The organism is Geodermatophilus sp. SYSU D00815 (assembly GCF_054050035.1).
On sequence record NZ_JBJGYO010000001.1, the window covers coordinates 333,881 to 358,341 of the forward strand.

General features: G+C 77.1%; 31 protein-coding genes and 1 tRNA gene. 9 read left to right on the plus strand and 23 right to left on the minus strand.

Annotated elements, in window-relative coordinates; all coding sequences use genetic code 11:
• Nucleotides 1-75 precede the first annotated feature (75 nt).
• The 14 genes from ACI78S_RS01655 to ACI78S_RS01720 all read right to left on the minus strand — a co-directional run bounded on the left by ACI78S_RS01655 (nt 76) and on the right by ACI78S_RS01720 (nt 12,481).
• Nucleotides 76-498, minus strand: a complete 423-nt coding sequence (locus tag ACI78S_RS01655) for a Fur family transcriptional regulator (protein WP_456970454.1) — start codon at nt 496-498, stop codon at nt 76-78.
• A complete protein-coding gene (locus ACI78S_RS01660) occupies nt 495-1,523 on the minus strand; it encodes a metal ABC transporter permease (RefSeq protein WP_456970455.1) in 1,029 nt (342 codons plus the stop codon). The genes ACI78S_RS01655 and ACI78S_RS01660 overlap by 4 nt, the downstream gene beginning before the upstream one ends.
• A 1-nt stretch (nt 1,524) precedes the next feature.
• Complete coding sequence (locus ACI78S_RS01665; protein ID WP_456970456.1) at nt 1,525-2,334, minus strand: metal ABC transporter ATP-binding protein; 810 nt, start codon at nt 2,332-2,334, stop codon at nt 1,525-1,527.
• On the minus strand, nt 2,331-3,299 hold the full coding sequence (locus tag ACI78S_RS01670) for a metal ABC transporter substrate-binding protein (protein ID WP_456970457.1): 969 nt from the start codon (nt 3,297-3,299) through the stop codon (nt 2,331-2,333). The genes ACI78S_RS01665 and ACI78S_RS01670 overlap by 4 nt, the downstream gene beginning before the upstream one ends.
• A gap of 43 nt (nt 3,300-3,342) precedes the next feature.
• The gene (locus ACI78S_RS01675; RefSeq protein ID WP_456970458.1) at nt 3,343-4,191 is read right to left on the minus strand and encodes an NmrA family NAD(P)-binding protein; all 849 of its coding nucleotides are present in this window, start codon (nt 4,189-4,191) and stop codon (nt 3,343-3,345) included.
• Nucleotides 4,192-4,288: 97 nt separating this feature from the next.
• Nucleotides 4,289-4,978 (minus strand): PIG-L deacetylase family protein, encoded by a 690-nt coding sequence (locus ACI78S_RS01680; protein WP_456970459.1) that lies wholly within the window; start codon nt 4,976-4,978, stop codon nt 4,289-4,291.
• The gene (locus tag ACI78S_RS01685; RefSeq protein ID WP_456970460.1) at nt 4,971-5,867 is read right to left on the minus strand and encodes a hypothetical protein; all 897 of its coding nucleotides are present in this window, start codon (nt 5,865-5,867) and stop codon (nt 4,971-4,973) included. The genes ACI78S_RS01680 and ACI78S_RS01685 overlap by 8 nt, the downstream gene beginning before the upstream one ends.
• A 108-nt stretch (nt 5,868-5,975) precedes the next feature.
• Nucleotides 5,976-6,710: an HAD family hydrolase gene (locus ACI78S_RS01690; RefSeq protein ID WP_456970461.1), complete on the minus strand. Its 735-nt coding sequence runs from the start codon at nt 6,708-6,710 to the stop codon at nt 5,976-5,978.
• On the minus strand, nt 6,707-7,858 hold the full coding sequence (gene wecB / locus ACI78S_RS01695) for a non-hydrolyzing UDP-N-acetylglucosamine 2-epimerase (RefSeq protein ID WP_456970462.1): 1,152 nt from the start codon (nt 7,856-7,858) through the stop codon (nt 6,707-6,709). Before wecB ends, ACI78S_RS01690 begins: the two co-directional genes overlap by 4 nt.
• Nucleotides 7,855-8,901, minus strand: coding sequence for an ATP-grasp domain-containing protein (locus ACI78S_RS01700; protein WP_456970463.1), 1,047 nt, complete (start codon nt 8,899-8,901; stop codon nt 7,855-7,857). Before ACI78S_RS01700 ends, wecB begins: the two co-directional genes overlap by 4 nt.
• Nucleotides 8,898-10,028 (minus strand): exosortase/archaeosortase family protein, encoded by a 1,131-nt coding sequence (locus ACI78S_RS01705; RefSeq protein WP_456970464.1) that lies wholly within the window; start codon nt 10,026-10,028, stop codon nt 8,898-8,900. Before ACI78S_RS01705 ends, ACI78S_RS01700 begins: the two co-directional genes overlap by 4 nt.
• A complete protein-coding gene (locus tag ACI78S_RS01710; RefSeq protein ID WP_456970465.1) occupies nt 10,025-11,413 on the minus strand; it encodes a glycosyltransferase in 1,389 nt (462 codons plus the stop codon). The genes ACI78S_RS01705 and ACI78S_RS01710 overlap by 4 nt, the downstream gene beginning before the upstream one ends.
• A gap of 121 nt (nt 11,414-11,534) precedes the next feature.
• A complete protein-coding gene (locus tag ACI78S_RS01715; RefSeq protein ID WP_456970466.1) occupies nt 11,535-12,254 on the minus strand; it encodes a hemerythrin domain-containing protein in 720 nt (239 codons plus the stop codon).
• A 154-nt stretch (nt 12,255-12,408) separates the two neighbouring features.
• Nucleotides 12,409-12,481, minus strand: a tRNA-Arg gene (locus tag ACI78S_RS01720).
• Between the two features lie 92 nt (nt 12,482-12,573).
• Here ACI78S_RS01720 and ACI78S_RS01725 point away from each other — a divergent pair.
• Nucleotides 12,574-12,951, plus strand: a complete 378-nt coding sequence (locus ACI78S_RS01725) for a hypothetical protein (RefSeq protein ID WP_456970467.1) — start codon at nt 12,574-12,576, stop codon at nt 12,949-12,951.
• Here ACI78S_RS01725 and ACI78S_RS01730 read toward each other — a convergent pair.
• A complete protein-coding gene (locus tag ACI78S_RS01730; RefSeq protein WP_456970468.1) occupies nt 12,926-13,747 on the minus strand; it encodes an alpha/beta fold hydrolase in 822 nt (273 codons plus the stop codon). The genes ACI78S_RS01725 and ACI78S_RS01730 overlap by 26 nt on opposite strands.
• A gap of 77 nt (nt 13,748-13,824) precedes the next feature.
• Between ACI78S_RS01730 and ACI78S_RS01735 the strand changes: the two genes are divergently transcribed.
• The 6 genes from ACI78S_RS01735 to ACI78S_RS01760 are packed head-to-tail and all read left to right on the plus strand — an operon-like array spanning nt 13,825 to nt 16,940.
• A complete protein-coding gene (locus ACI78S_RS01735) occupies nt 13,825-13,980 on the plus strand; it encodes a hypothetical protein (protein WP_456970469.1) in 156 nt (51 codons plus the stop codon).
• A gap of 5 nt (nt 13,981-13,985) precedes the next feature.
• Nucleotides 13,986-14,309, plus strand: a complete 324-nt coding sequence (locus tag ACI78S_RS01740) for a DUF2695 domain-containing protein (RefSeq protein ID WP_456970470.1) — start codon at nt 13,986-13,988, stop codon at nt 14,307-14,309.
• Nucleotides 14,310-14,330: 21 nt separating this feature from the next.
• A complete protein-coding gene (locus ACI78S_RS01745) occupies nt 14,331-14,771 on the plus strand; it encodes an SRPBCC family protein (RefSeq protein ID WP_456970471.1) in 441 nt (146 codons plus the stop codon).
• Nucleotides 14,772-14,811: 40 nt separating this feature from the next.
• A complete protein-coding gene (locus ACI78S_RS01750; protein WP_456970472.1) occupies nt 14,812-15,684 on the plus strand; it encodes an NAD-dependent protein deacetylase in 873 nt (290 codons plus the stop codon).
• Nucleotides 15,681-15,983, plus strand: coding sequence for a biopolymer transporter Tol (locus ACI78S_RS01755; RefSeq protein ID WP_456970473.1), 303 nt, complete (start codon nt 15,681-15,683; stop codon nt 15,981-15,983). The genes ACI78S_RS01750 and ACI78S_RS01755 overlap by 4 nt, the downstream gene beginning before the upstream one ends.
• A 39-nt stretch (nt 15,984-16,022) precedes the next feature.
• Nucleotides 16,023-16,940, plus strand: coding sequence for an MSMEG_6728 family protein (locus ACI78S_RS01760; protein WP_456970474.1), 918 nt, complete (start codon nt 16,023-16,025; stop codon nt 16,938-16,940).
• Here ACI78S_RS01760 and ACI78S_RS01765 read toward each other — a convergent pair whose 3' ends face one another.
• From ACI78S_RS01765 to ACI78S_RS01775, 3 genes are read right to left on the minus strand one after another with little or no spacing between them, the layout of a single operon-like run.
• Complete coding sequence (locus tag ACI78S_RS01765) at nt 16,941-17,789, minus strand: phosphotransferase (RefSeq protein WP_456970475.1); 849 nt, start codon at nt 17,787-17,789, stop codon at nt 16,941-16,943.
• Nucleotides 17,786-18,205, minus strand: coding sequence for a PaaI family thioesterase (locus ACI78S_RS01770; RefSeq protein WP_456970476.1), 420 nt, complete (start codon nt 18,203-18,205; stop codon nt 17,786-17,788). Before ACI78S_RS01770 ends, ACI78S_RS01765 begins: the two co-directional genes overlap by 4 nt.
• Complete coding sequence (locus ACI78S_RS01775) at nt 18,202-18,558, minus strand: VOC family protein (RefSeq protein ID WP_456970477.1); 357 nt, start codon at nt 18,556-18,558, stop codon at nt 18,202-18,204. The genes ACI78S_RS01770 and ACI78S_RS01775 overlap by 4 nt, the downstream gene beginning before the upstream one ends.
• 147 nt (nt 18,559-18,705) lie before the next feature.
• Between ACI78S_RS01775 and ACI78S_RS01780 the strand changes: the two genes are divergently transcribed.
• Complete coding sequence (locus ACI78S_RS01780; RefSeq protein ID WP_456970478.1) at nt 18,706-19,389, plus strand: YbaK/EbsC family protein; 684 nt, start codon at nt 18,706-18,708, stop codon at nt 19,387-19,389.
• A gap of 24 nt (nt 19,390-19,413) precedes the next feature.
• Here the strand turns inward: ACI78S_RS01780 and mscL are convergent, their stop codons facing one another.
• From mscL to ACI78S_RS01795, 3 genes are all read right to left on the minus strand, one after another.
• A complete protein-coding gene (gene mscL / locus ACI78S_RS01785; RefSeq protein ID WP_456970479.1) occupies nt 19,414-19,830 on the minus strand; it encodes a large conductance mechanosensitive channel protein MscL in 417 nt (138 codons plus the stop codon).
• 45 nt (nt 19,831-19,875) lie between these two features.
• The gene (cpaB, locus tag ACI78S_RS01790) at nt 19,876-20,508 is read right to left on the minus strand and encodes a Flp pilus assembly protein CpaB (protein WP_456970480.1); all 633 of its coding nucleotides are present in this window, start codon (nt 20,506-20,508) and stop codon (nt 19,876-19,878) included.
• Between the two features lie 111 nt (nt 20,509-20,619).
• Entirely contained in the window at nt 20,620-20,946 is a 327-nt protein-coding gene (locus ACI78S_RS01795; protein ID WP_456970481.1) for an FmdB family zinc ribbon protein, read from the minus strand.
• 215 nt (nt 20,947-21,161) lie between these two features.
• On the opposite strand from ACI78S_RS01795, the gene ACI78S_RS01800 reads away from it, so the two are divergent.
• Nucleotides 21,162-21,656 (plus strand): MarR family winged helix-turn-helix transcriptional regulator, encoded by a 495-nt coding sequence (locus ACI78S_RS01800; RefSeq protein WP_456970482.1) that lies wholly within the window; start codon nt 21,162-21,164, stop codon nt 21,654-21,656.
• Nucleotides 21,657-21,683: 27 nt separating this feature from the next.
• On the opposite strand, the gene ACI78S_RS01805 is transcribed toward ACI78S_RS01800, so the two are convergent.
• Together ACI78S_RS01805 and ACI78S_RS01810 are read right to left on the minus strand one after the other, a co-directional pair.
• Complete coding sequence (locus ACI78S_RS01805; RefSeq protein WP_456970483.1) at nt 21,684-23,213, minus strand: carboxyl transferase domain-containing protein; 1,530 nt, start codon at nt 23,211-23,213, stop codon at nt 21,684-21,686.
• Nucleotides 23,210-24,445, minus strand: coding sequence for a CaiB/BaiF CoA transferase family protein (locus ACI78S_RS01810; protein ID WP_456970484.1), 1,236 nt, complete (start codon nt 24,443-24,445; stop codon nt 23,210-23,212). Before ACI78S_RS01810 ends, ACI78S_RS01805 begins: the two co-directional genes overlap by 4 nt.
• Nucleotides 24,446-24,461: the final 16 nt, after the last annotated feature.

The window sequence follows — 24,461 nt, forward strand, 5'->3', positions numbered from 1 at the left end:
GGCAGCACCCTGGCCGACACCGCCCGTGGGAGCGACCCGACCCCGCGAGCAGGAGCTCGGGAGGCCGTGCGGCGGTCAGCGGCCGGCGACGCAGCTCGCGCAGGTGCCGAAGACCTCGACCTGGTGCTGGACGTCGGCGAAGCCGTGCTCGGCGGCGATCCGCGCGGCCCACCGCTCGACCGGCGGGTCGGCCACCTCGACCGTGCGGCCGCAGGAGCGGCAGACGAGATGGTGGTGGTGGGCGGGGGAGCACCGGCGGTAGACCGCCTCGCCGTCGTCGCTGCGCAGCACGTCGACCAGGCCGTCGTCCACCAGGGCCTGCAGCGCGCGGTACACCGTCGCCAGCCCGACGCCGTCGCCGCGCTGCCGCAGCAGGGCGTGCAGGTCCTGGGCGCTGCGGAAGCCGTCGAGCTCCTCCAGCAGGGCCTGGACGGCGCTGCGCTGCCGGGTGGTCCGCCGGCGCGCCGTCCCCTCGACGCCCGGTCCGGCCGCGCTCACGACGCGCCCGCCCGGCCGGCCGGCGGCGCGGCGGCGGTGGGCTCGCCGTGCTCGTCGTAGTGCACCCCGGCGCCCGTGCGGTGCGCGGCGTGCAGGTGGCCGTCGTGGTCGTAGTCGACGTGGTCGCCGTGCGGAACCGGTCGGTGCCCGCAGCCCTCGCCGTGCTCGTGGGGATGGGCCGCGTGCACCTCGGCGCGGCGGCGGTGGCGGCGGCGCGCGGTCGCGTCGCGCAGCGCCACGGCGGCGGTGACGACGAGGAACAACGCGATCGCCAGCAGCACGATCGTGCCGCCCGACGGGGTGCCGGTGTAGTACGACGTCGTCGTCCCCGCGACGCTCACGACCAGGCCGATCCCGCAGGCCAGGTAGAGCGTCCGGCGGAAGCTGCGGCCCACCAGCTGCGCCACCGCGGCCGGCAGGATCATCAGCGCGCTGATCAGCAGCAGGCCGACCACCCGCATGGAGAGCACCACGGTGGCCGCCACGAGCGCGGCCAGCACGATGTTCAGCGCCAGCACGGGCAGCCCGACGGCCCGGGCGTACTCCTCGTCGTCGCTCACCGCGTACAGCCGCTGCCCGAGCAGCCAGACCACGCCCAGGACGAGCACGGTGATCACCGCGAACACCGCGACGTCCGAGGCGGTCGTGGTGGTGATCGCGCCGAACAGGTAGGCCTCGAGGTTCGTGGCCTGCCCGCGCGGGGCGAGGCTGAGCAGCACGACGCCACCGGCGATGCCGCCGTAGAACAGCACGGCGAGGGCGACGTCGCCGCTGGTGCGCCCGCGGGCGCGGACGAGCTCGATGAGCACCGCGCCGAGGACGGCGGCGACCAGCGCCGTCCCCACCGGGGCGGTCGAGGTCAGCACGCCCAGCGCGACGCCGGTGAGCGCGACGTGGCCCAGGCCGTCGCCCAGCAGCGAGAGCCGGCGCTGGACCAGGAACACCCCGACCGCCGGGGCCACCAGCCCCACCATCAGGGAGGCGAGCAGGGCCCGCTGCATGAAGCCGTACTCGAGGATCTCCACCTCAGCGCCCTCCCCGCGCCGCGTCCGGCGTCACCCGCGGCTGGTCGATCCGGTACCCGGCGGCGCCCGGGCGGCCCGGCTCGTCGGCGTGGTGGTGCCCAACCCCCGAGTACCGCTCGGCCCCGGCCAGCGGCCCGTCGAAGCAGATCCGGCCGTGGTCGACCACCACCGCGCGGGTGAGCACCCCGGCGAGCGGGCCGGCCTCGTGGGTCACCACGACCAGCGTCGTCCCGGTCGCCGACACCCCGGCCAGGACGGCGGCCAGCGCCTCCTGGCTCGCGGCGTCGACGCCCGCGGTCGGCTCGTCCATGATCAGCAGCTCCGGCTCGGCGGCCAGCGCGCGGGCCACCAGCACCCGGCGCTGCTGACCGCCGGACAGCGACGCCACCGGGTCGCCGAGCCGGTCGGCCAGCCCGACCGCCTCGACGGCGCGGGCGACGGCCTCCCGGTCCCGCGCGCCGAGCCGGCGGAACAGGCCCAGGCGGGCCAGCCGGCCCACCCCGACCACCTCGCGGACCGTCGCCGGGACCGCGCCGCTGACGGTGTGCCGCTGCGGGACGTACCCGACCCGGCCGCGCTCCTGCAGCCGGCCGATCGGGGCGCCCAGCAACGCCACCTCGCCGCCCAGCACGGTGGCCAGGCCGAGCAGCCCGCGGGCGAGGGTGGTCTTGCCCGAGCCGTTGGAGCCGAGCACCGCGACGGCCTCGCCGTGCCGCACCTCGAGGTCGACGTTGCGCACGATCGGCACGTCGCCGTAGCCGATCGTCACGTCGCGCAGCCGGATGGCCGGCTCGCGGTCGGTCGCGGTCACGTGCAGGACTGGCCTTCCCGGAGGGTCGTGAGGTTCGAGCGCATGACCTCGAGGTAGTCGTCCCCGGCGGACTCGTCGGTCAGCCCCTCGAGCGGGTCGAGGACGGCGGTCCGCACGCCCGCCTCGGCGGCGACCGTCTCGGCGACGGCCGGGTCCACCAGCGTCTCGGTGTACACGGTGGTGACCCCCCGCTCGGTCACGAGCGCGGAGATCTCGGCCAGCTGCGCCGGGTCGGGTTCCTGCGACGGGCTCAGCCCGCTGATGCCGACCACGTCCAGACCGTAGCGGTCGGCGAGGTAGCCGAACGCGTCGTGGGCGGTGACCAGCGTGGTCACCGCGCAGCCGGCCAGGCCCTCCCGCATCTCGGCGTCGAGGGCCTCGAGGTCGGCCCGCAGGGCGGCCGCGTTCTCCTCGAAGGTCGCCGCGCCGTCCGGGTCGATCCCGGCCAGCCGCTCGGCCAGCGCGTCGCCCACGGCGGCCAGCCGCACCGGGTCGAGCCAGAAGTGCGGGTCGACCCCGCCCTCGTGCTCGTGCGCGGACTCCTCCCCGCCGGCCTCCTCCTCGGCGTGCTCCTCCTCCGCGTGCTCGTCCTCCGCGGTCAGCGAGAGGTCGGCCGCCTCCCCGGCGTCCCAGGCGGAGTCGCCGGCCTCGCTCGCGGCCGCCTCGTCGAGCGCCGGCTGGAAGCCCTCCAGGTAGACGAGCAGGTCGGCGTCGGCGACGGCGCCGACGTCCTGCGGGGTCAGCTCCAGGTCGTGCGGTTCCCCGCCCGGCGGGGTCAGCGAGGACACCGCGACCCGGTCGCCGCCGATCCGCTGCGCGGCCCACTCGAGCGGGTAGAAGCCGGCGACCACGGTGAGCCCACCGCCGCTCCCGCCGCCGTCCTGCCCGTCCGCGCCGCACCCGGCCACCGCCAGGGCCGCCGCCGCCGTCGTCACCGCCCCGACCGTCCGCGTCCACCTCGTCATGAGAATCATTATCGCATAGCGGTCGGGCGGGGCGGCGGCGGCGTCAGGCCGCCGCCGCCAGGGCGTCGGCGAGCGAGGTGGGGGCGCGGCCGAGCAGCTCCTCCAGGTCGTGGCCCGCCACGAACAGCTCGCCGGCGGCGGCGCCGCGGTCGCCGTCGGCGATCGTGGTCGCGGCCGCCTCGGGCAGCCCGGCGCCGACGAGCACGTCGCGGTAGGTGTCCACCGGGACGTCGGTGTAGGAGACGGTCCGGCCGGTGGCCGCCGACACCGCTGCGGCGAGCTCGGTCATGGTGAAGGCCGCGCCGCCGAGCTCGTACGCCGTCCCCGCGTGCCCCTCGGTGGCGAGGACCGCGGCGGCGGCCGCGGCGTAGTCGGCGCGCGTGGCGGCGCTGATCCGGCCGTCGCCGGCCGCGCCGACGATCCCGTGCTCGAGCCAGGTGGGCAGCTGGGACGTGTAGTTCTCCAGGTACCAGCTGTTGCGGAGGAACACCCACGGGACCCCCGACTCCCTCAGCAGCTCCTCGGTGGCGCGGTGGTCCCGGGCGAGCAGCAGGCTCGACGTGTCGGCGTTCGCGATGCTGGTGTAGGCGATCAGGCCGACGCCGGCGTCCTGCGCCGCCGCGATCGCGCGCGCGTGCTGGGCGACGCGGACGCCGGGTTCGCTGCCCGAGACCAGCAGCAGCTTCTCGGCGCCCTCGAACGCGGCGGCCGTCGCGGCGGGGTCGTCGAGGTCGGCGCGGCGGACGGTCACGCCACGCTGCGCGAGGTCGGCCAGCGTCTCGACGCGCCGGCCGGTGGCGACGACCTCCGCGGCCGGCACGCCGCGCGCGAGCAGGGCCTCGACGACGAGGCGGCCGAGGTGGCCGGTGGCCCCGGTGACGACGGTGGACATGCGCGAGAACTCCTTCCGCGCCGCGACCCTCGCGGCACGGAACCTCCGAACCGGGACGAACGCCGTCCGCTTCCCGTCGGAGGGCCCGGTCGCCGACTCAGGCGTGCGGCGCGAGGAGGGTGATCCGCTCGGCCGCGGGGACGGCGTCCGGCGCGGTGCGCGGCGCCGGCGCGAGGTCGAGCACCATCCGCGTCGGCGCGAACGCCTCCGCGTAGCCGATGCGGGCGTGCGCGCCCCAGTGGCGGGCGGAGGCGACCACGGCGTCGGGCTCGACCATCGCCGACAGGTCGACCTGGGAGGCGTGGCAGCGCAGCGCGGCCAGCTTGCCGGACAGGTGCGCGGTCACGTCGACGAAGACGGTCGGCGTGAAGCTCAGCGTCGAGGGGCTCTGGTAGTGCAGGACCCGCGGCAGGCGCCGGGCGGCGGCGAGGGTGGCCGCGGCGACGGTGCGGTGGTCCTGGTGGCTGTCGTCGGGGGCGTGCACGTAGACGAGCTCGGCCTCGACGTCGCGCAGGACGGTCTCGACGACGTCGACCGTGCCGCTGTCGTTGGGGACGGCGCAGTCGACCAGGCCGCCCCAGCGCAGGTCGGCGCCGAGGGTGCGGGCCGCCGCCACCTGCTCGGCACGGCGGCCGACCACCTGGTCGGCGTCCCCTGGACCGTTCTCGCCGCCCGTGACCACCAGCATGGTGACGCGGTCGCCGGCCGCGGCGTGGGCCAGCAGCGTGGCCCCGCAGCCGAGCTCGATGTCGTCGGGGTGGGCCCCGACGGCCAGCACGCTACGCATTCCCGTCCTCCTGCTCCGGGGTGGTCTGCCCGCCGCCGAGCCGCTTGCCGGCCCGGCGGACGAGCAGGACGCCGAGGACGGCGGCACCGGCCAGCGCGATCGCCGGCGCGGTGTCGTTGCCCTCGGCGGGCATCTGCGTCTCGTCGGGGCAGGCCGGCGCGCGGCCCGGCGCGATGTAGACGGCGTTGCCGTCGAGCACCCACAGGGCGCCGACGAAGGTGATCTGCACGCTGACGACGCCGTGGTGGGTCCCCGGCTGGAACGTGGTCGGCTGCCGGTCCCGGGCGAGCAGCACGGTGTTGTCCGCCCCCAGCGGGATCGTCACCGCGGTGCGGTAGGTGCTGGTGTAGCCGAGCACCGCCGTGTACTCCCAGTCGTCCTCCCGCTCGATGCAGTCGACGATCGGGACGATCTCGCCGGTGTCGGTGGGGGTGGTCGTCGGCGTCGGGGTCGGCGTGGGCGTCGGTGTGGGGGTGCTGGTCGCGCCGCACCGCGGGGAGCTCGAGGCGCTCGCCGTCACCGTGTCGCCGTCCAGGGTCCAGCTCACGCTGCCGCTGGACACGGTGACGGAGAAGACGCGGTTGTAGGTGCCCGACTTGAACTTGGTCGGCTGGTCGCCGTCGTAGCGGCTCGGCGAGATGCGGTTGGCCGAGCCGAGCCGGACGTGCTCGGTCGCCGTCCCGGTGTTCTCGTGGCCGAACCACGCGGTGAAGCCGCCGCGGCCGTCGGGGGTGACGCAGTCGAGGAGCGGGACGACGTCGCCGTGCCCGGGCGTGTAGCTCGGGGTGGCCGCGGCCGTGCCGGGGAGGGCGACGACGGCGGCGGCGAGGGCGGCGGCGAGCGCCGCGGCGCGCCTGCGCCGTCCCTGCCACGGCGTCGTGCCGCGCATGCCGTCCACCTGCGTCCTCGAGTCCCGGACGACCGTCGCCCGTCCCCGTCCCATCGGCACGCGAGCCCGTTCGCTGGACACCCGGACGGGGGAGGTCCCCCGGAGGGGTCAGGCGGGGACGCCGGCCAGCGCGGCGAGGGCCAGCTCGGCCGCCTCGGGGAACGAGGCGGTCACCGCACCGGCGGCGGGGACGTCGGGTGCGGTGGCGTACTCGCCCTGCCGGACCCGGACGGAGCCCGCGCCGACGGCCGCGGCGACGGCGACGTCCTTGCCGGGGCGGTCGCCGATGACCAGCAGCCGGTCGGCCGGCACGCCCAGCCGCTCGGCCACGGCCAGCAGGCCCGCCGGGTGCGGCTTGCGCAGCTGCCGCCCGCCCAGCGCGTCGGTGACGACCACGACCGGCAGCAGGTCGCCCAGCCCTGTCGCGGCCAGCTTGGCGGCCTGGATGACCGGGTTGCCGTCGGTCAGGCAGGCCACCGGCGCCGCGGCGGCGAGCGCGGCCAGCGCCGTCCGCACGCCGGGGTAGGGGTCCAGGCGCTGGGGCCGGTGGCCGGTGAACGCGGCCACCAGGCCCGGCACGAGGGCCGGCAGGTCGGCCGCCGGCACGCCGGCGGCCAGCAGCGCGCGGTCGATGGTGCCGCCGGTGTCGGAGCCGGCGGCCAGCTCGGCGGCGAGCGCGGCGTGCACCGCGGCGCCGTCCAGGCCCGCCGCGGCCGCCGCCCGCCCGACCGCGGCGGCGGCCCCGGCCAGGTAGTCGGCCTGCGGGTAGAGGGTGTCGTCGAGGTCGACGACGATTCCCAGCGGAACGATCCCCAGCGGAACGGTGCCCAGCGGCGGGCTCACCACGGCAGCCGGCCGTCGGTGAAGTCGGGCTCGGGCAGCGCGAGCAGCCGGTCGGTGGCCGGGTCGGCGAGGACGTCGGCGATCCGCCGGCCGGTGCTGCCGTCGCCGTACGGGCAGGGCAGCTCGGCGGCGCGCCGCTGCGCCTCGGGGCGGGTGTGCTCCTCGGCGGCGGCGAGCACCGCGGCGGCCGCGCCGTCGTCGGCCAGGGTGGCCAGCGTCGTCGTGCCCGCCTCGACCCCTTCCCACCGCGGCGTGGAGCCGCGCAGCACGACCACGGGGACGCCCAGGTAGGCCGCCTCCTCCTGGATGCCGCCGGAGTCGGTGACCGCCAGCCGGGCCGAGCCGAGCGCGGCGAGCAGCGTGTCGTAGTCGGCCGGACCGGTCAGCGTGACCCCCGGGTGGTCGGCGAGCGCGAGGGTGAGCCCCTCGTCGGCCAGCCGCTTCGCGGTGCGCGGGTGCACGGGGAAGGTGACCGGCCCGATGCGGTCGGCCAGCTGCTGCACGACGGCGACCAGCCGGCGCAGCCGCACCGGGTCGTCGACGTTGGTCGGGCGGTGGGCGGTGACCAGCACGCCGGCCCGCTCGCCGACCGGGGTGGGCCGGACGCCCCGCGCCACCAGCGTGTCGATCGCCGGGTTGCCGACGACGAACACCCGCTGGTCAGGCACGCCCTCGCCGGCGAGGAACGCGGCGGCGCGCCGGGTCGGCGCGAAGTGCAGCTGCGCGGCCGCGGCGGCCACCCGGCGGTTGACCTCCTCGACGCTGCGCGGGTTGAAGCTGCGCAGGCCGGCCTCCACGTGCGCGAACGGCACCCCGGCGCCCCGGGCGGCCAGGGCGTACGCCGGCACGGTGCTGGTGTCGCCGAGGGCGAGCACCAGGTCGGGTGCGAAGCGGCGGACCGCGGTCGCGGCGTCGGCGAACAGCGCGCCCGTGCGCGCCGCCGGCTCGGGGGGCAGCCCGAAGCGGTGCGTCACCGCCAGGCCGAGCGCCTCCTGCAGGCCGGAGCTCATCGCCGGGTCGGTGTGCTGGCCGGTGTCGACGACGGTCACCCGGTGCCCGGCGGCGGCCAGCGCGGCGACGACGGGCGCGAGCTTGACCACCTCGGGGCGGGTGCCGAAGGGCACGAGCACGTGCCGGGTGCGGCTCACGCGCTCACCGCCGCCGCGCACGGGTCGGCCACGGGGGCGCCGTCCTCGCTCGAGTACGTCTCGGCGAAGTAGCGGCTCATCCGCACCCCGGGGCGGAACGAGAGCTCCGGCAGCGCCGCGCCGGGGTCGCGGACGCCGGCCAGGTAGGTGCCGACGACGTCGGCGCCCGCGGCCAGGGTGAGCGGCAGGCCGCCGGAGAACCGCGGGTTGATCTCCACGACGGTGACGGCGCCGTCGTCGTCGACGAAGCCCTGCACGTTGGCCGGGCCGGTCAGCCCGACCGCGGCCAGCGCGGCGGCCACGGTGGCGGCCACGGCGGGGGAGTCGAACGTCGTCCCCTTGACCGAGATGCCGGCCTTGGTCTCGTCGCGGAGGCGGGGGACGACGGCCAGCAGCCGCCCGTCACGGGCGACGAGCGCGTCGGCGGTGAACTCCCGACCGGTCAGCCGGCGCTGGACGATGAGCGCGGGGTCGGCGTGCAGCGCGGCGGCCACCGCCCGGCGGTCGTCGAGCGCCTGCACCCCGCGGCTGCCCCGGCCCGCGCGCGGCTTGACGATCCACGGGCCGGGCACCGCCGCGACCCCGGCGACGTCGTGCGCCGTCTCCGGGTGGGGCACGCCGGCGGCGCGCAGGCGGGCGGCGAAGGCGGCCTTGTCGCAGCAGACGTCGACCGCGTCCGGGGTGGGCAGCCAGGTACCCACGCCCGCGGCGGCCAGCCGCCCGGCGCCCGCGGTGAGGGCGGGCAGCTCCTCGGCGACGGTCGGCACCAGCGCGTCGGCGCCGTGCCGCGCGCAGGCGCCGAGCAGCGCGTCGACGAACCCGGGGGCGTCGGCCCGGGGGACGACCAGCCCGACGTCGGCCAGGGCGAGCCCGGCGGCGGCCGGGTCGGCGTCGACGGCGACCACGCGGGAGCCGAGGGCGACCAGCCGGCGCACCACGGCGATCCCGGCCGGGCCGCCGGCGCCGGTCACGAGGACCGCCGGCGGCCGGTCGGGCCACGCCGCGACCGGCGGCGCGGGCAGCAGGGGCGGGGAGAGGGTCATCGCAGGTCCCGGGGGTCGATGGGGATGGGGCGGGTGTCGTGGAACGGGACGGGGCCCGCCGCCAGCACCGCGGTGAGGCGGGCGTAGCGACGGGCGGGAGCGGGAGGCGGGAGCCGGTCCGGCGGCTCGGCCGTCGGGGCCGGTGGCCGGGGGAACAGCCAGCCGCGCGCCCACAGGCGCAGCGCGGCGACCCGGTCGTCGACCACGGGCTCCCACTGCCGGGCGGCGACCGCCTCGGCGAGGGCGTCGAGCACCCGGGTGTCCTGCTCGTAGGTGGCGACGGCGAGCAGGGTCGCGGTGTGCGCGCCCAGGCCGTCGGCGGCGAGGTCGCGCACGCGGGCGATCCGCTGCGCGGCCGGCAGGTGGCCCAGCCGGTAGTCGATCCGGCCGGCCTCGCGGCGGGCGGCGAGCCTCCGGGACAGCGGGCGGGGGAGGAGGAACCGGTGGACCAGGCTGGTGAGGGTGCGGCGCCGGGTGGGGGTGGTCTCGTCGAGCTCGGGCAGCCGGTAGCCCAGGCCGGGGCGGGCCCAGCTGCTCGGGCGCCGGGCGGTGTGGTGGCCGGCGACGTTCTGCTCGGCGCGCTCGGCGGCCGGGAGCGTCAGGCAGACCATGAGCAGGAAGCCGACGAGGGTGGACGCGAAGGTCCAGATCGTGCCGACCCAGTCGTGGAAGAGCACCAGCGCGCCGTGGCCCCACCACAGCCCGGCGAGGGTGGAGACGACCAGCCGCACGTCGTTGAGCAGGACCACGCCGGCCACGGCGGCGGCCAGGCCGGCGAGGGCGTGCAGCCGGCGGCTGCGCAGCACGGTGAGGGTCAGCGCGGTCAGGCCGAGCACCGAGAGCACGGCCGAGCAGGAGGCGGTGACCTCGGCGTTGAGCAGCTCGCCGTCGTCGCGGAAGACCAGGATCCGGCCGGGCAGGACGCCGGAGACCTGCTCGACGCCGACCAGGTCGAGGAAGCCGGCGACCCACGCGGCCTCGTGCACCTGGAACCACTGCGCGAGGTAGCGGTAGCCGACGACGCAGACCGCGGTCGCCAGCAGCAGCTCGGAGAGCACCGAGAGCCGCCGCCGTCCGCCGCCGGAGCGCCACGGCGGGCGCCGGCGGGTGTCCACCCGGATGGTCACCGGCTGCTCACCGCCATCTGCTTCGGCGCGACCGTCGAGACCGAGCCGGAGCGGGTGGTCTTCACCCACGTGTACGGGCGGCCGAGCATGCCGTCGAAGTAGGCGCGGGTGGTGATCCAGATCGACAGCGCGAAGGCCGGGAGGAAGCCGAGCAGCGACCAGGCCGCCCGGCGCTCCACCCGGCCGACCAGCAGGCCGACCGACAGCTCGGCGAGCGGGCCGACGAACAGCAGCATGGACAGCGGCAGCAGGCCGATGATCGGCTGGTCGCCGACGCCGAAGGCGCGCAGCACGCTCAGCAGCACGCCGAACCCGGTCAGCACCGGCACGTGGTAGCCGAGCAGGAACATCATCGACTCGCCCTTCTCCACGAGGGAGAGGTGCGGCGAGCGCAGGACCGGCTTCCAGTAGTCGCGGAAGCACTTCTGGTGGCCGCGGGCCCAGCGGTAGCGCTGCGTCCAGAACCGGCGGGCGCTGACCACCGCCTCCTCGTAGTCGACGGCGGAGACGTCGTAGCGGACCCGCTGGCCGCGCAGCAGCACCCGCAGCGTGAGGTCGGTGTCCTCGGTGACGGTGTGCGGGTTCCAGCCGCCGAGCTCGCGCAGCGTGGACATGCGCACCGCGCAGTTGGCGCCGCCGTAGGCGGGCAGCTCGAACATGGCCTGGCGGCCGTACTCGTTGACCAGGTAGCCGGAGAGGAAGTCGACGAAGACCGTGGTCGCCATCGTGGACTCGTGGCCGTTGCGGATGATGCAGCGGCCCATGACGGCGCCGACCGAGGGGTCGCGGAAGTGCCGCACCAGGCGGCGCAGCACGTACGGGTCGGGCTCGTGGTCGGCGTCGAAGACAAGGACGACCTCGGCGTCGACGCCGGCGAGGGCGTCGTTGAGCGCACCCGACTTGCCGCCGCCGGCGCCGGGCGCGCGGTGCAGCACCTTCAGCCGCGGGTCGGCCGCCGCCCGGCGGTCGAGGAGCTCGCCGGTGCGGTCGTCGGAGCCGTCGTCGACGACGACGATCGTCAGCCGGTCGGCCGGGTAGTCCAGCGCGAGCAGCGCGGTGACCATCCCGTCGACGACCAGCTCCTCGTTCTTGCAGCCGACGAAGACGGCGACCGGCGGGGCCCAGCCGTCGAGGTCGACGTCGGCGGCGAGCAGGTCGGCGCCGGCCCAGCGGGCGGCCGAGACGGCGAAGGCCAGGTGCCGGAAGAAGTAGAGGGCGAAGACGACGTTCAGCGCCCCGGCCAGGTAGCCCAGGACGGGGTCGACGCCGAAGGCGACGCACGCGGCGGTGAGCGCGCCGGCGTGGAGGGCCAGCGCCAGCCGGTGCCCGTCGGGGCGGTCGCCGTGGGTCGCGGCGGGTGGGGTCGGGGCAGGGGACGTCGGCATCGCCGTCCCACCTCCCTGTCACCCGTCCGTGCGCCGCGGGGTGCTGCGTCACCTGGACGGGTGATCGGCACGAACGCGCCGTGACTGAAGGGGCAGGTGGGACCGGCGCGGGGCGGCCGGGTCAGGCGTAGCGGAAGGTGGCCGCCTCCGCCCGCCCGAAGCGGCCCCGGGTGAGCCGGTAGAGCACCCGGAACAGCAGCCCGGCGGTGCCGAACGCCCGCTCGCGCGCCGTGCGGTCCAGGCCGTCGGCCGCCCACGGGATCAGGAACGCCAGGTCCCGCGGGGCGAACGACTTCTTCGCCGCCTCCTCGGACGCCAGCCAGTCGGCCTCGGGCAGGTGCCGCTGGACCAGGGGCAGCGCGTCGGTCTCCTCGTGCGAGAGGTGCCGGTGCAGGGTGTCGCGGATCGTGGCGAGGTCCCGGGCCAGCTCCTCGCGGACCTCCTCGCGGGGCTGCTGCGCCATGGCGGCGAAGCCGGCGGCGCAGGCGGCCAGCTGCGGGTCGATGGTCTCGTGCTCGGCCTGCATGGCCTCGAGCGTGGCGCGGTCGGCGGCGGCGCCCTGCCCGTCGATGCGCGCCAGCAGCGGCGGCCAGAGGGTCCGGTCCTCGATCGAGTGGTGGTGGTGCAGCACCATGCCGAAGCGCTCCCAGCGGCGGGCCAGCGACTGCCACGTGGCCCGGTCGTCCAGGGGCGTCCGCCGGACGGCGGTGGGGAACCGCTCGAGGTCGCGGCGGAAGGCGTGGTGCATCACGTACATCGCGCTCATGTCGAGGGGACCGTTCGCGACGTGCGCCTGGCCGGTCAGGTTCAGCTGGGTCGCCGACGTGCGGGTCGTGCTCATGGCGCCTCCCGGGCCGACGTCGCGGCCGGGATCCCGGTGGGAGTCGGTGGCGACCGCGACGCGAGACGGGCCCATCCCACTCCCGCGCACCCCCGGGGTGGAACCACTTCGCGCGCCGTGCGCGCCTCGAGAGGGGCGCGGCCCACCCGCTGCGTGCCCCCGGCAGGATTCGAACCTGCGACACACGGTTTAGGAAACCGATGCTCTATCCCCTGAGCTACGGGGGCTCGTCGGCGGGCGCTGCCCGACGGGGTGTGGCTGAGGTTAGCCGGTCGCCGGGAGGAGCTGACGGCGGTCCCGAGGATCTACCGTCGGCAGCGTGCTGGTCGTCCTCGAGCTGGCGCTGGTGGCGCTCGTCGTCGTGCTGCTCGGGCTCGGTGCCTGGGCGGCGTGGCGGGCGTTGCGCGGCGACTTCGCGGCGTCGGCGCCCGCGCTGCCCGCCCGCGACCGCGCCTGGCTGGCGGCGCAGGTCGCCGCCGCGCGCTGGTCGGTGGCGCACGACGAGGTCGACGGCGTCACGCGGGTCCTGCTGCGCAAGGGGCACGCGGGCCTCGACGGCCGGCCCGTCGTCCTGGAGGAGCGGGTGTTCACCACCTTCCCCGCCGACGACCCGGCGTGGGAGGCGCGGTTCACCGAGGCCATGGCGAACGCGCGCTTCCGCTGCGCCTACCTCAACGCGGAGGAGTCGCGGGAGTAGCCCGGGCCGCCGTCTCCTCGACCAGCCGCACGATCGTGCGGGGACGGTCGGACTGCGGGGCGTGCCCGGCGGCGAGCAGCGGGCGGAAGCGGGAGCCCGGGATCAGCGGCAGGTACCGCACGGTCTGCCCGGAGGCGATCCAGTCCGCCCAGCCCTGCACCAGCGTGACCGGGCGGTCGATGCGGTCCATGCCGCGCGGGACGTCGAGCAGCATCCCGTGCAGCAGGGTGCGCCAGTAGTCGCGGGAGTCGGCGAACCCCTCGCGCGCGCCGACGGCCTCCTCCCGGCTCGTCGCCCAGGGCCGCGCCTTGAGGGGCGCCAGCAGCGCGGTGCGGCCGAGCGCCGAGCGGGACAGCGGCCCGACCAGCGGGGCGGCGGCGCGCATGACGAACCGGGCGACCACCATCCCCGCGCCCTGCACGACCCGCTCGGGCGGCAGGTTCATCCCCGACGGCGCGACGGCGACCACCGACCGCGCCCGGCCCCGGCGGGCGAGCTCGAGCCCGATCCGCCCGCCGAGCGAGTTGCCGAGGACGTGCACGGCGCCCACCTGCTCCGCGTCCAGCGTCTGCTCGACGGCATCGGTGAGCGCGGCGACCGTCGGCCGCCGGTCGAGGGCGGGGGAGCGGCCGACACCGGGCAGGTCGGCGGCGAGGACGTCGAAGCGCTCGGCCAGCGCGGGGAGGACGGCGGTGAAGTCGCGCCGCGAGCTGCCCATGCCGTGCAGCAGCAGCAGCGGCTCGCCCTGCCCGGTGCGGGTCACGGACAGCGGGGCGGTGCGGGGAGGCGTGGTCACCGTCCGGCACGTACCCCGTCCGGTGCCGCGCCGATCGCGGGCTCGCAGGACGGCGCGGCCGGTGCCGGGTTGCGCCCGTGGCCGAGCCCGGTGCGCTGGTGCTCGACGTCTTCGGCACCCGCGTCGACCGGCGGTCCGGCCTGCTCGACGAGGCCCGCGCGCTCGGCCCGGCGCGGACCGGCCGGCGGTCGTCGACGACTGGCATCGGGCCCACCAGCCTGCGGACGACGTGACGGCGATGACCACGATCCCCGGGGAGTGCGTGCTCTGCTTCGTCGACCGGATGCTCACGGCCTTCGGCCGCGACCGCACCCTGCGCTGGGCCGTCCGCCGGCGGGACTCGCGGGCGCCGCGGGCCACGGGGCTGGAGGGCCGGCTGCGGGCACGCGGCGGCTGCTGCGACTGCGAGGTCTTCGCCAACGGCTGGGACCTCGCCCGCGAGCTCCGCACGACCGACGAGGACGGTCGACCCGGGTGGCCCGCGGTCCGCCCCCCGTGCGTCGGCGCCCGCGGTGCCCAGCCGTGCGACAACTGGGTCGCCCTCGGCCGGGGCGGGTGGTGACCCCGGGGCAGGATGGGCGGCATGAGCGAGGTCGTGGCCACCGCCGAGCACGTCGTCCGCGCGCCCGCCGAGCGGGTCCGGGCCGCACTGGCCGACTACGAGGGCGCCCGCCGCCGGGCTATGCCCGAGCAGTTCAGCGACTACCGGGTCGAGTCCGGCGGCACCGGCGCCGGCACGCGGGTGCGCTGGCGCTTCGCGGCCACGTCGAAGCGGGTGCGCGACCAGCTGGTCGAGGTCAGCGAGCCCGACGACGCCACGCTCGTCGAGCGCGACGCGAACTCCTCCATGGTGACGACCTGGACGGTGCACCCGGCCGACGCCGGCGCCACCACGGTGCGGGTGCGCACCACCTGGAACGGCGCCGGCGGCATCGGCGGCTTCTTCGAGCGGACGTTCGCCCCGAAGGGCCTGCGGCGGGTGTACGCGGACCTGCTCACCCGCCTCGAGCGCGAGCTGGCCTGAGCTCCCGGCACGCCGGCCGCCGGCGGGGGACCATGGCGGGGTGACCGCCGCGCCGACCGCCTTCACCGCCGACGTCGGCGCAGCCGCCTCCGCCTGCCCGGAGGCCCTGGCCGACCTCGTCTCCGACGGCGACGTCGTCGTGCTCTCCGGCGCCGGGCTGTCGACCGACTCCGGCATCCCGGACTACCGGGGCGCCACGGGCTCGCTGCGCCGCCACACGCCGATGACGTACCAGACCTTCACCCACGACCCGCGGGGCCGGCACCGCTACTGGGCCCGCAGCTTCGTGGGCTGGCGGCAGATCCGCGGCGCGCGGCCCAACGCCGGGCACCGGGCGGTGGCCGACCTGCAGGTGGCCGGCCTGGTCGGCGGGATCATCACGCAGAACGTCGACGGGCTGCACCAGGCCGGTGGGGCGCGCGACGTGGTGGAGCTGCACGGCGGGCTGGACCGCACGATCTGCCTGGCCTGCGGCGACGTGGCCTCCCGCGCCGCGCTCGACGAGCGGCTGCGGGCGGCCAACCCCGGCTTCGGGCCGCGCACCGACGAGATCAACCCCGACGGCGACGCCGAGCTGCCCGACGAGGTCCTCGACGGCTTCGTGATGGTCGACTGCGCGGCCTGCGGGTCCGGCCCGCTCAAGCCCGACGTGGTGTTCTTCGGCGAGACGGTGCCGCGCGACCGCGTGGCCGCCTGCTTCGAGCTGGTCGACGACGCCGGCTGCCTGCTGGTCCTCGGCTCCTCCCTGACGGTGATGAGCGGCTACCGGTTCGTGCTGCGGGCCGCCCAGCGCGGCATCCCGGTCGCGATCGTGAACGTCGGACCCACGCGCGGCGACGGCAAGGCCGACGTCCGCGTCGAGGCCCCGCTCGGCGTCGTCCTGCCGGAGCTCGCGGCCCGCTGCGCGCGGTGAGCGTGGAGCGCACCGACGACGGCCGGTGGGTCGTCGTCGACGGCCGCCGCTGGCGGGCCGGCGATCCCGCGCTCCCCGACGACGTGCGCGCCCGCCTGCAGCAGCACCTCGGGCGGGCGCGGGCGGCGGTGCGGTCGGCCGGACGGGCCGGCGACGGCAGCGCGCTGGCCGCGGCCCGTGCCCGGGTGCAGCTGGCGAAGACGGGGCTGGGGGAGCGCGGCCCCGCCTGGTGGGAGCAGGACGGGCCCGCCCGCCGGCGGCGCTGGGAGAGCGCCCTGCGCGCCCTCGACGGCGGCTGACCCGGCGGTCGGCGCTCCCCTCGGTCAGGATGGACCGCGATGCAGACCTTCCTGCCGGTGGCCGACTTCGAGGAGAGCGCCCGGCTGCTCGACTCGCCCCGGCTGGGCAAGCAGCGGGTGGAGACCCTGCAGGTGCTGCGGGCGCTGGAGCTGCCCGACTACGGCTGGGCGACCCACCCGGTCGTGAAGATGTGGCGCGGGCGCACCCCGGCGCTGGTCGCCTACGGCCTGGCGATGGTGCGGGCATGGCGCGAGCGCGGCTTCGCCGACAGCACCCGCACGCTGATCACCGAGTTCGCCCCGGGCGTCGCCGGCCGTCCGCAGGCCGAGCTCGCCGCCGAGGGGTTGCTGCCCTCGTGGGTGGGCGACGAGGCGCTGCACCTGTCGCACCGCTCGAACCTGCTGGCCAAGGAGCCGGAGTTCTACCGGCCCCGGTTCACCGAGCTCTTCGGCCCCGAGCCCGACGACCTGCCCTACGTCTGGCCCGAGCCGGACGACGTCCCGCCCGCGCCCGAGCCCGACGGGGTGCGGGTGTGGGTGGTCCGGCCCCGCTCGCACGCCGAGGTCGGCGCCTGCCTGACCGCGGGCGTCGTCGGTCTGGGCACCCAGTCGGGGATCGACGTGGACGCCACCGGCCTGTGTCCATCCGAGCTGCGCGCGCTGTCCAAGGAGCTCTCGGGCCGGCGGCCGGCCAAGGACCTGCGCCAGCTGTCGGCGTTCCTCGACGACGTCCGGCCGGGGGACCCGGTCGCCGTGCCCGTCGAGCACGGCGCCGGCCTGCTGCTGGGCGAGGTGGTGGGGGACTACCTGTTCCAGGGGCGGGAGCTGCTGCCGCACCGGCGGCCGGCCCGCTGGGACCGCGTCGTCCCGCGCGGGGCCGCCCGCCCGCCCGCGACCCTGCAGGACCCGCGGGCGCTGTTCTCCGTCGTCCTGGACCCGGCGCAGCTGCCCGGCTGATCAGCCCTCCAGCACCGCGCGCAGCCGGGCGTGCGCGTCCGCGGCGGACGCCGGGTGCCGGGCGTCGATCACGACGCCCCACACCGCGGCGTGCAGCCGGCGCAGCTCCAGCCAGGGCCGCAGCTCGTCGTCGGAGGGCGCGCCGATGGCGTCGAGGGCGGCCCGCCCGTCGAGGCGGCGGGTGCTGCGCAGGCAGGCGAGGTCCCACTCCGGCGGCCCGGCGCAGGAGTCCTCGAAGTCGCCCCAGACCCAGCCGGTGGGTGCGGCGAGCAGGTTGCCGGGGTGCGGGTCGCCGTGCAGCCGCCGGGTGCCGCCGACCAGCTCGGGCCGCAGCGCGGCCAGGCGTTCGCCGAGCCGGGCGAGCAGCGGGGCGGGGACGCCCCACCCGCCGCCGCACGCGGTGAACGCGGCCACGTCGTCTTGCGGGGTGTCCAGCGGTGTGCCGTCGGCCGGCAGGCCGGCCAGGTGATCGTGGAGTTCGGCCAGCGCGACGCCGGCCTGCTCCGCGGTGGGGGCTCCGGGGCGGACGTTGACGGCGGTCCAGAACGACACCACCGTGCCCGCGTGGGCGTGCGGGCCCGGGGGCAGCAGGTCGCTCGGCGGCACGACCGCCGCCCCCGCCCGGGCCAGCGCGGCGGCGAGGGAGACCTCGCGGCCGAAGTGCCGGGCAGGGTCGGGGCGCAGCGCGGTGGTCAGCGTCGCCACGCGGGCGACCACCGGCGCCGGCAGCAGCCGGACGACGACGTTCGCCCCGTCGTGCAGCACCCGGACGTCGTCGACCCGCACGCCGTGCCGGACGGCGACCTCGCGGGCGACCCGGACCGCTCCGGCGACCCGTTCCGCCGTCACGCGGTGGGCAGCGGCACGTTCTGAAGGCGGACCTGGCCGCGGGCCACCAGCTTGCCGTCGTCGGCGCGGGCGAGCGTGACCAGCCAGAGCTGCAGCGTGCGGCCCTGCTGGACCGGCTCGGCGACGACGTCGACCCGGCCGGTGCTCATCGGCCGGAGGAAGTCGGTCTGGTTGTTCACCCCCACGGCGAACTGGCCGCGGTCGAGCACCGCCGCGCTGGCGCCGATGCTGGCGGCCGACTCGATGACCGTGCAGTAGACGCCGCCGTGCACCACGCCCCAGGGCGTGTGCTGGTCGGGGCCGAGCTCGACGAAGCCGGTCACCCGCGTGCCGCTGATCTCGGTGACCTCGAACCCGGAGGCGGCGACGAAGCGGCTGGCCGACGAGAGGTCGACCGAGGGCAGGTCGGTGCTCACGCGTCCCACACCAGGCAGAAGGGGTGTCCGACCGGGTCGGCGTAGACGCGGAAGTCGCCGCCGCCGCCCGGCAGCCTGCGGGCACCGAGGGCGAGCACCTTCGGCTCGGCCTCGTCGACGTCGCGCACGTAGACGTCGAGGTGGAACTGCTGCGGCCGCTCGGGATCGGGCCAGTCCGGGGGCTTCAGGTCCGGCGCCTCCTGGAAGGCCAGGCGGTGCCCGGCGCCGGTGGCGACGACCCAGTCGTCGCCCGGCGAGCCCTTGATCTCCATCCCCAGCAGCTCGGCGTAGAACGTGGCGAGCGCGTAGGGGTCCGGTGTGTCGATGACGACGGAGTGCAGCTGCCCGATCATGCGCCCCATCCTCACGCCCACCAGGGGGTTCGCGACAGCCGGATCCCGGACGCGCCGCGCGGCGATCCCGCCACCCGCCCGCCCACCGGCCGGCGCGGTGGCGCACGATCGCAGCATGTCCCGCGACCGCCGACCCGCCCCCGCCCGATGACCGCGCCCCACCTCGGCACGCTGGCCTGGCACCCGGCCGCCGCGCGGCAGGACCTGCTCGCCGAGCCGGTGGCCGCCGCGCTGCCCGCCCTCACCGGGCCGGCGTGGGTCGCCGAGATCGCCGACGACCTGGCCGACACCGCCGCGTTCACCGAGGCCTACGGCGTGCCGCCGGAGGCGTCGGCCAACTGCGTGGTCGTGGCCGCCCGGCGGGCGGGGCGGACCACGCTGGCGGCCTGCGTCGTGCTGGCCACCACGCGGGCCGACGTCAACGGGCTGGTGCGGCGGCACCTGGACGCGCGGAAGGCCTCGTTCGCGCCGCAGGACGTCGCCGTCGCCGAGAGCGGCATGGCCTACGGCGGGATCACACCGGTCGGCCTGCCGCCGGGTTGGCCGGTGCTGGTCGACGCCGCCGTCGCCGCCGCCGACCTCGTCGTCGTGGGCTCCGGCACGCGGGGCAGCAAGCTCGCGCTCCCGGGGGCGGTGCTCGCCGGCCTGCCCGCCGCGCAGGTGGTCGACGGGCTGGGCCTGCCGCTCCCGGCGGCCGCGCAGACGGCGCCCGCCCGGCCCGAGCGGGCCCCCGACGACAGCGACGTCGGGTGGGGCGAGCGGCCGCGCGACCCGGAGGACGACGACCGCCGCTACCTCGAGGACCGCCCACCGCACTGGGGCAGCGACTGACGGAGCACCCCCTGCCCCCGCCGCTCACACGTTCGCGGAGGGACCCTGCAGGGGGCCGTCGGTGCGCTGCTGGGCGCGCAGCAGGTCGCGGATCTCGACGAGCAGCTCCACCTCGTTGGGGGCGACCGGGCCGGGCTCGTCCCCCCGCCGGCGCCGCTCGATGATCCGCTTCATCGGCACGACGACCACGAAGTAGACGACCGCCGCGGTGAGCACGAACGTGATCACCTGGCTGACGAACGCGCCGTAGGTGAACGTCTGCCCGTCCACGGTGAACGTCCCGCCGAACTGGCCGCCACCGCTGACCAGCGCGATGAGCGGGGTCAGGAACGAGTCGGTGAACGCCGTGACGACGGCGGTGAAGGCGGTGCCGATGACGACCGCCACGGCCAGGTCGACGACGTTGCCGCGGAGCAGGAAGTCCTTGAAGCCTCTGAGCACCCGGCCATCCAGCCACACGGCCGGCGCCACGGCCACCGCGGCCGGTCACGGAGGCGGCAGGCTGACGGTGAGGGTCGCCGTCGTCGCGACCGCGGCCAGCCGGGCGGCGGTCGCCGCGTCCACGGCCAGCACCAGCAGGCCGGCGTCCTCGCTCGCGGTCGCGGCGTCCCCGGGAGGGGCCGTCGCCGCGAGCACCAGCGCTCCCGCGGCCACGACCTCGGCCGTGCCGGCGTCGGGCGCGGTGGCCAGGACGTCGACGCGGTCACCGGTGCGGACCAGGCCGGCGACGGCGAGATCGGCCAGCCGGACCGGCGCCGCGACCTGGCCGGCGGGCAGCCCGGCGGTGAGCCCGGGCCCGACCAGGCGCACGTCGGTCAGCGGTTCGCCGGAGCGCACGCCGCCGGCGAGGCGCCGGCCGGCCAGGTCGTGCGGGTCGGCCACGGCGCCGCGCGGCACGGCCTCGGCCGGGAGCCGCGCGGTGGTGAGGTCGGCGCCGGTGAGCACGGCGCCGGCGGGCAGGTCGGCCGCGGCGACCGCGACCGCCACCAGGTGCGGGCCGCCCACCGCCGCGGGCTCGGGCGAGCGCAGGGCGAGGACGAGCGCGGTCGCCGCGAGCAGCGCCGCGGCGAGGCGGCGCAGGGCGAGGACGGGGGAGCGGGGACGGCGCAGGAGCGGCACGACGCCAGCCTGTCCGGCGGGGGCCGCTGCGGCAGCGGTGCACCGCGGGTTGTGGACGACGCCCCCGGTTGTGGACGGCCCGGCGCCGTCCCGCGCCGGGCCGCGCCGGGCTCAGCTCGCGGCGGCCTTCGCCGTGCCGCCCGAGGAGGAGCTGGACGCCGTCGACGAGTCCTTCGCCTTGGACGAGGACGAGTCCTTGGACGAGGTGGAGCCGCCGTCCGACGACGAGCTGCTCGACGAGGAGCCGTTGCTGCCGGCCCGGCTGTCGGTGCGGTAGAAGCCGGAGCCCTTGAACACCACGCCGACCGAGCCGTAGACCTTGCGCACCGTGCTGCCGCAGACCGGGCACTCCCGCGCCGGCTCGTCGGTGAACGACTGCACGAGCTCGAAGTCGTGCTTGCCGTCGGGGTTGGTGCAGACGTACTGGTACGTGGGCACGGCGGTTGCGCTCCTCGTCGGGGAAGCCGGATTGGCACTCGTCCCTGTCGACTGCTAATGATGCGCCCTTCCCGCGGGTCGCGTCCACACCGCGAGGGGAGTGTCACCCCCGGCCGCCGCGGCGCCGGCGCGAGCAGCGCCGGAGACCGGCGCGAGCACCGGGGACGGCGCCGGGGCGGGCGCTCCCCGCACGGCCGCCCGGTACCGTTCCCGCCGTGACGCAGCGGTGGCTCGACGACGAGCAGCAGCGCACGTGGCGGGCCTGGTTGACCGTCTCCGAGCTGCTGCCGCGAGTGCTCGACGGCCAGCTCCAGCGCGACGCGGGGCTCTCCCACGCCGCCTACGTCGTGCTGGCCATGCTGTCGGAGGCCCCGCGGCGCAGCCGCCGCATGAGCGACCTCGCCCGCCGGGCCAACCAGTCGCAGAGCCGGCTGTCGCACACCGTCGCCCGGCTCGAGGAGCGCGGCTGGGTCCGGCGCGAGCGGTCCGCGGAGGACGGCCGCGGGAACCTCGCCGTCCTCACCGACGCCGGCTGGGACGTCGTCCGCAGCGTCGCACCGGGGCACGTCGACGCCGTCCGCACGGCGCTGTTCGACCCCCTCACCCCGGAGCAGACGAAGGCCCTGCGCGAGGTGCTGGAGACCGTCCTGGAGCGGCTCGACCCCGACCACAGCCTCCGCGTCGAGCACGGCGACGACCTGGGGACGTAGACCGCGGGGGCGCCGGCGGTCCCCGCCTCAGCGGCCGAGGTGGCGGTAGCGGTGCATCCGGCGGCGGAAGCGCTCGGTGTCGTCGCGGCCCAGCAGCCCGGCGAGCTCCTCGCCGAGCACCCGGCCGAGCCGGCCGCAGAACTCGGCGGGCTCGTCGGCGGCGTCGGGCCGCTCGGGCACCACCCGGTCGACGATCCCGGCCCGCCACAGGTCGGTGGCCCGCACGCCCTGCCTGGCGGCCATCACGTCGGCGTGGTCGACGTCGCGGTGCACGATCGCCGACGCGCCCTCCGGCGGCAGCGGCCCGAGCCAGCCGTTGGCGGCGGCCAGCACCCGGTCGGCCGGCACCAGGGCCAGCGCGCCGCCGCCGGTGCCCTGCCCGAGCAGCACCGCGATCGTCGGCGCCCCGAGCATCACCAGGTCCTGCAGGCAGCGGGCGATCTCACCGGCCAGCCCGCCCTCCTCGGCCTCCCGGGACAGCGCCGCGCCCGGGGTGTCGATCAGCGTGACCAGCGGCAGCCGCAGCTCCTCGGCCAGGTGCATGCCGCGGCGCGCCTCGCGCAGCGCCGCCGGACCCAGCGGGGCCGACAGCGACTGGCCGCGCCGGTCCTGGCCGAGCACCACGCACGGCGCGCCGCCGAAGCGGGCCAGCGCGAGCAGCAGGCCGGGGTCCTTCTCCCCGGCGCCGGTGCCCGACAGCCCGACCACGTCGGTGGCCGCGGTGCGCAGCAGCCGCCGCACCCCGGGGCGGTCCGGCCGCCGCGAGGCGGTGACCACGTCCCAGGCGCTGCGGTGGTCCTCGGGGTCGTCGGCGTCGGTGCCGTCCTCCGGCCGCGGGCGCTCGGCCCCGCGGACGTCGACGTGCCAGGTCTGCCGGGCGGCGAGCACCCGCAGCGCCCGGTCGGCGACGTCGGCGATCTCCTCGTGCGGCACCACCGCGTCGAGCAGCCCGCGCTCGGCCATGTGCTCGGCGGTCTGCACCCCGGCCGGGAACGGCTCGCCGTAGAGCGCGGCGTACACCCGCGGGCCGAGGAAGCCGATCGCCGCGCCCGGCTCGCCGATCGTCACGTGCCCCAGCGACCCCCACGAGGCCAGCACCCCGCCGAACGTGGGATCGCGCAGGTACACCAGGTACGGCAGCCCGGCCCGCTTGTGCCGGGCGATCGCGGCGGTGATGCCGATCATCTGCAGGAACGCCACAGTGCCCTCCTGCATGCGGGTGCCGCCCGACACCGGCGCGGCCAGCAGCGGCAGCCCCTCCTCGGTGGCCCGCTCCACCCCGGCGATCAGCCGCTCGGCGGCGTCCACCCCGATCGAGCCGGCCAAGAACCCGAACTCCCCGGCGATCACCGCCACCCGCCGCCCGCGCAGCGTCCCCTCGCCGGTCACCACCGCCTCGTCCTGCCGGGTCCGCTCCTCGGCGGCGGCCAGCTCGGCGGCGTAGTCCGGGTCCACGTCGCGCCGCTGGACGGGGGAGTCCCACGACTTCCACGAGCCCGGGTCGAGCACCAGGTCGCGCAGCGTCCGGGCGTCCAGCCGCGCCGGGCGCCCGCTCACGTGGGGTGCCCGTCCTCGACGTCGTCGCCCTCCGGCTGCGGCACGCCGTCGGCCGCCCCGGCCACCCAGGCGCGGACCGCCTCGTTCGACGACCCCAGCACCGGCGGGGGCAGGTGGTCGCGGCGCGTGGTCTCGGTCTCGCCGTCCGGGCCGGGCGCGAAGAACCGCAGGGGCGGCCCGGGGATCTTCAGCGCCCCGAGGGTCTCGTGCTCGACGTCGATCAGCAGGCCCTGCGAGAGCGTCTGGTCCCAGGCGTACACGTCGTCGATCGTGCGCACCTTGCCGGCGGGGATGCCCACCTTGTTCAGCCGCTCCAGCAGCTCGTCGGCGGGGACGGTCGCGAACGCGCCCTCGAGCAGCTCGATCACCCGCGGGCGGTTGACCACCCGCTCGCCGTTGGTCGCCATGCCGGGCGCCTCGGGGTCGAAGCCGAACTCGGCGCACAGCCGCCGCCACAGCGACTCGTTGGCGCAGGCCACCTGCACGCTGCCGTCCTGGCAGTGGAACAGCCCGTAGGGCGCGATCGACGGGTGGTGGTTGCCCTGCGCGCGGCCGACCTGGCCCGCGACCGTCCACGCCGTCCCGTGGAAGGCGTGCACGCCGACGATCGCCGCCAGCAGCGAGGTGCGCACCACCTGGCCGCGGCCGGTGCGCTCGCGCTCGAGCAGCGCGGCGAGCACGCCGTAGGCGCCGTACATGCCGGCGAGCAGGTCGCCGATGGGCACGCCCACCCGCTGCGGGTCGTCGGGCCCGGGCCCGGTCACCGACATCAGCCCGCCCTCGCCCTGGGCGATCTGGTCGTACCCGGCGCGGCCGCCCTCCGGCCCGTCGTGCCCGAAGCCGCTGATCGCCAGGGTCACCAGCCGCGGGTTGAGCTCCGCGAGCACGTCGGTGCCGAAGCCGAGACGGGCCAGCGTGCCGGGGCGGAAGTTCTCCAGCAGCACGTCGGCGCGGCGCAGCAGCTCGGTGAGCACCGCCTTGTCGGCGGCGTCCTTGAGGTCGAGGGTGATCGACTCCTTGTTCCGGTTGGCCGACAGGAAGTAGGTCGACTCGCGGTCACCCTGGTCGGGCTGCACGAACGGCGGCCCCCAGCCCCGGGTGTCGTCGCCGGCCCCGGGGCTCTCCACCTTGATCACCCGGGCCCCGAGGTCGCCGAGCATCATCGCGGCGTGCGGCCCGGCCAGGGCACGGGTGAGGTCGACGACGAGGACGCCGTCGAGCGGTCCGGACACGAGCAACTCCGATCGG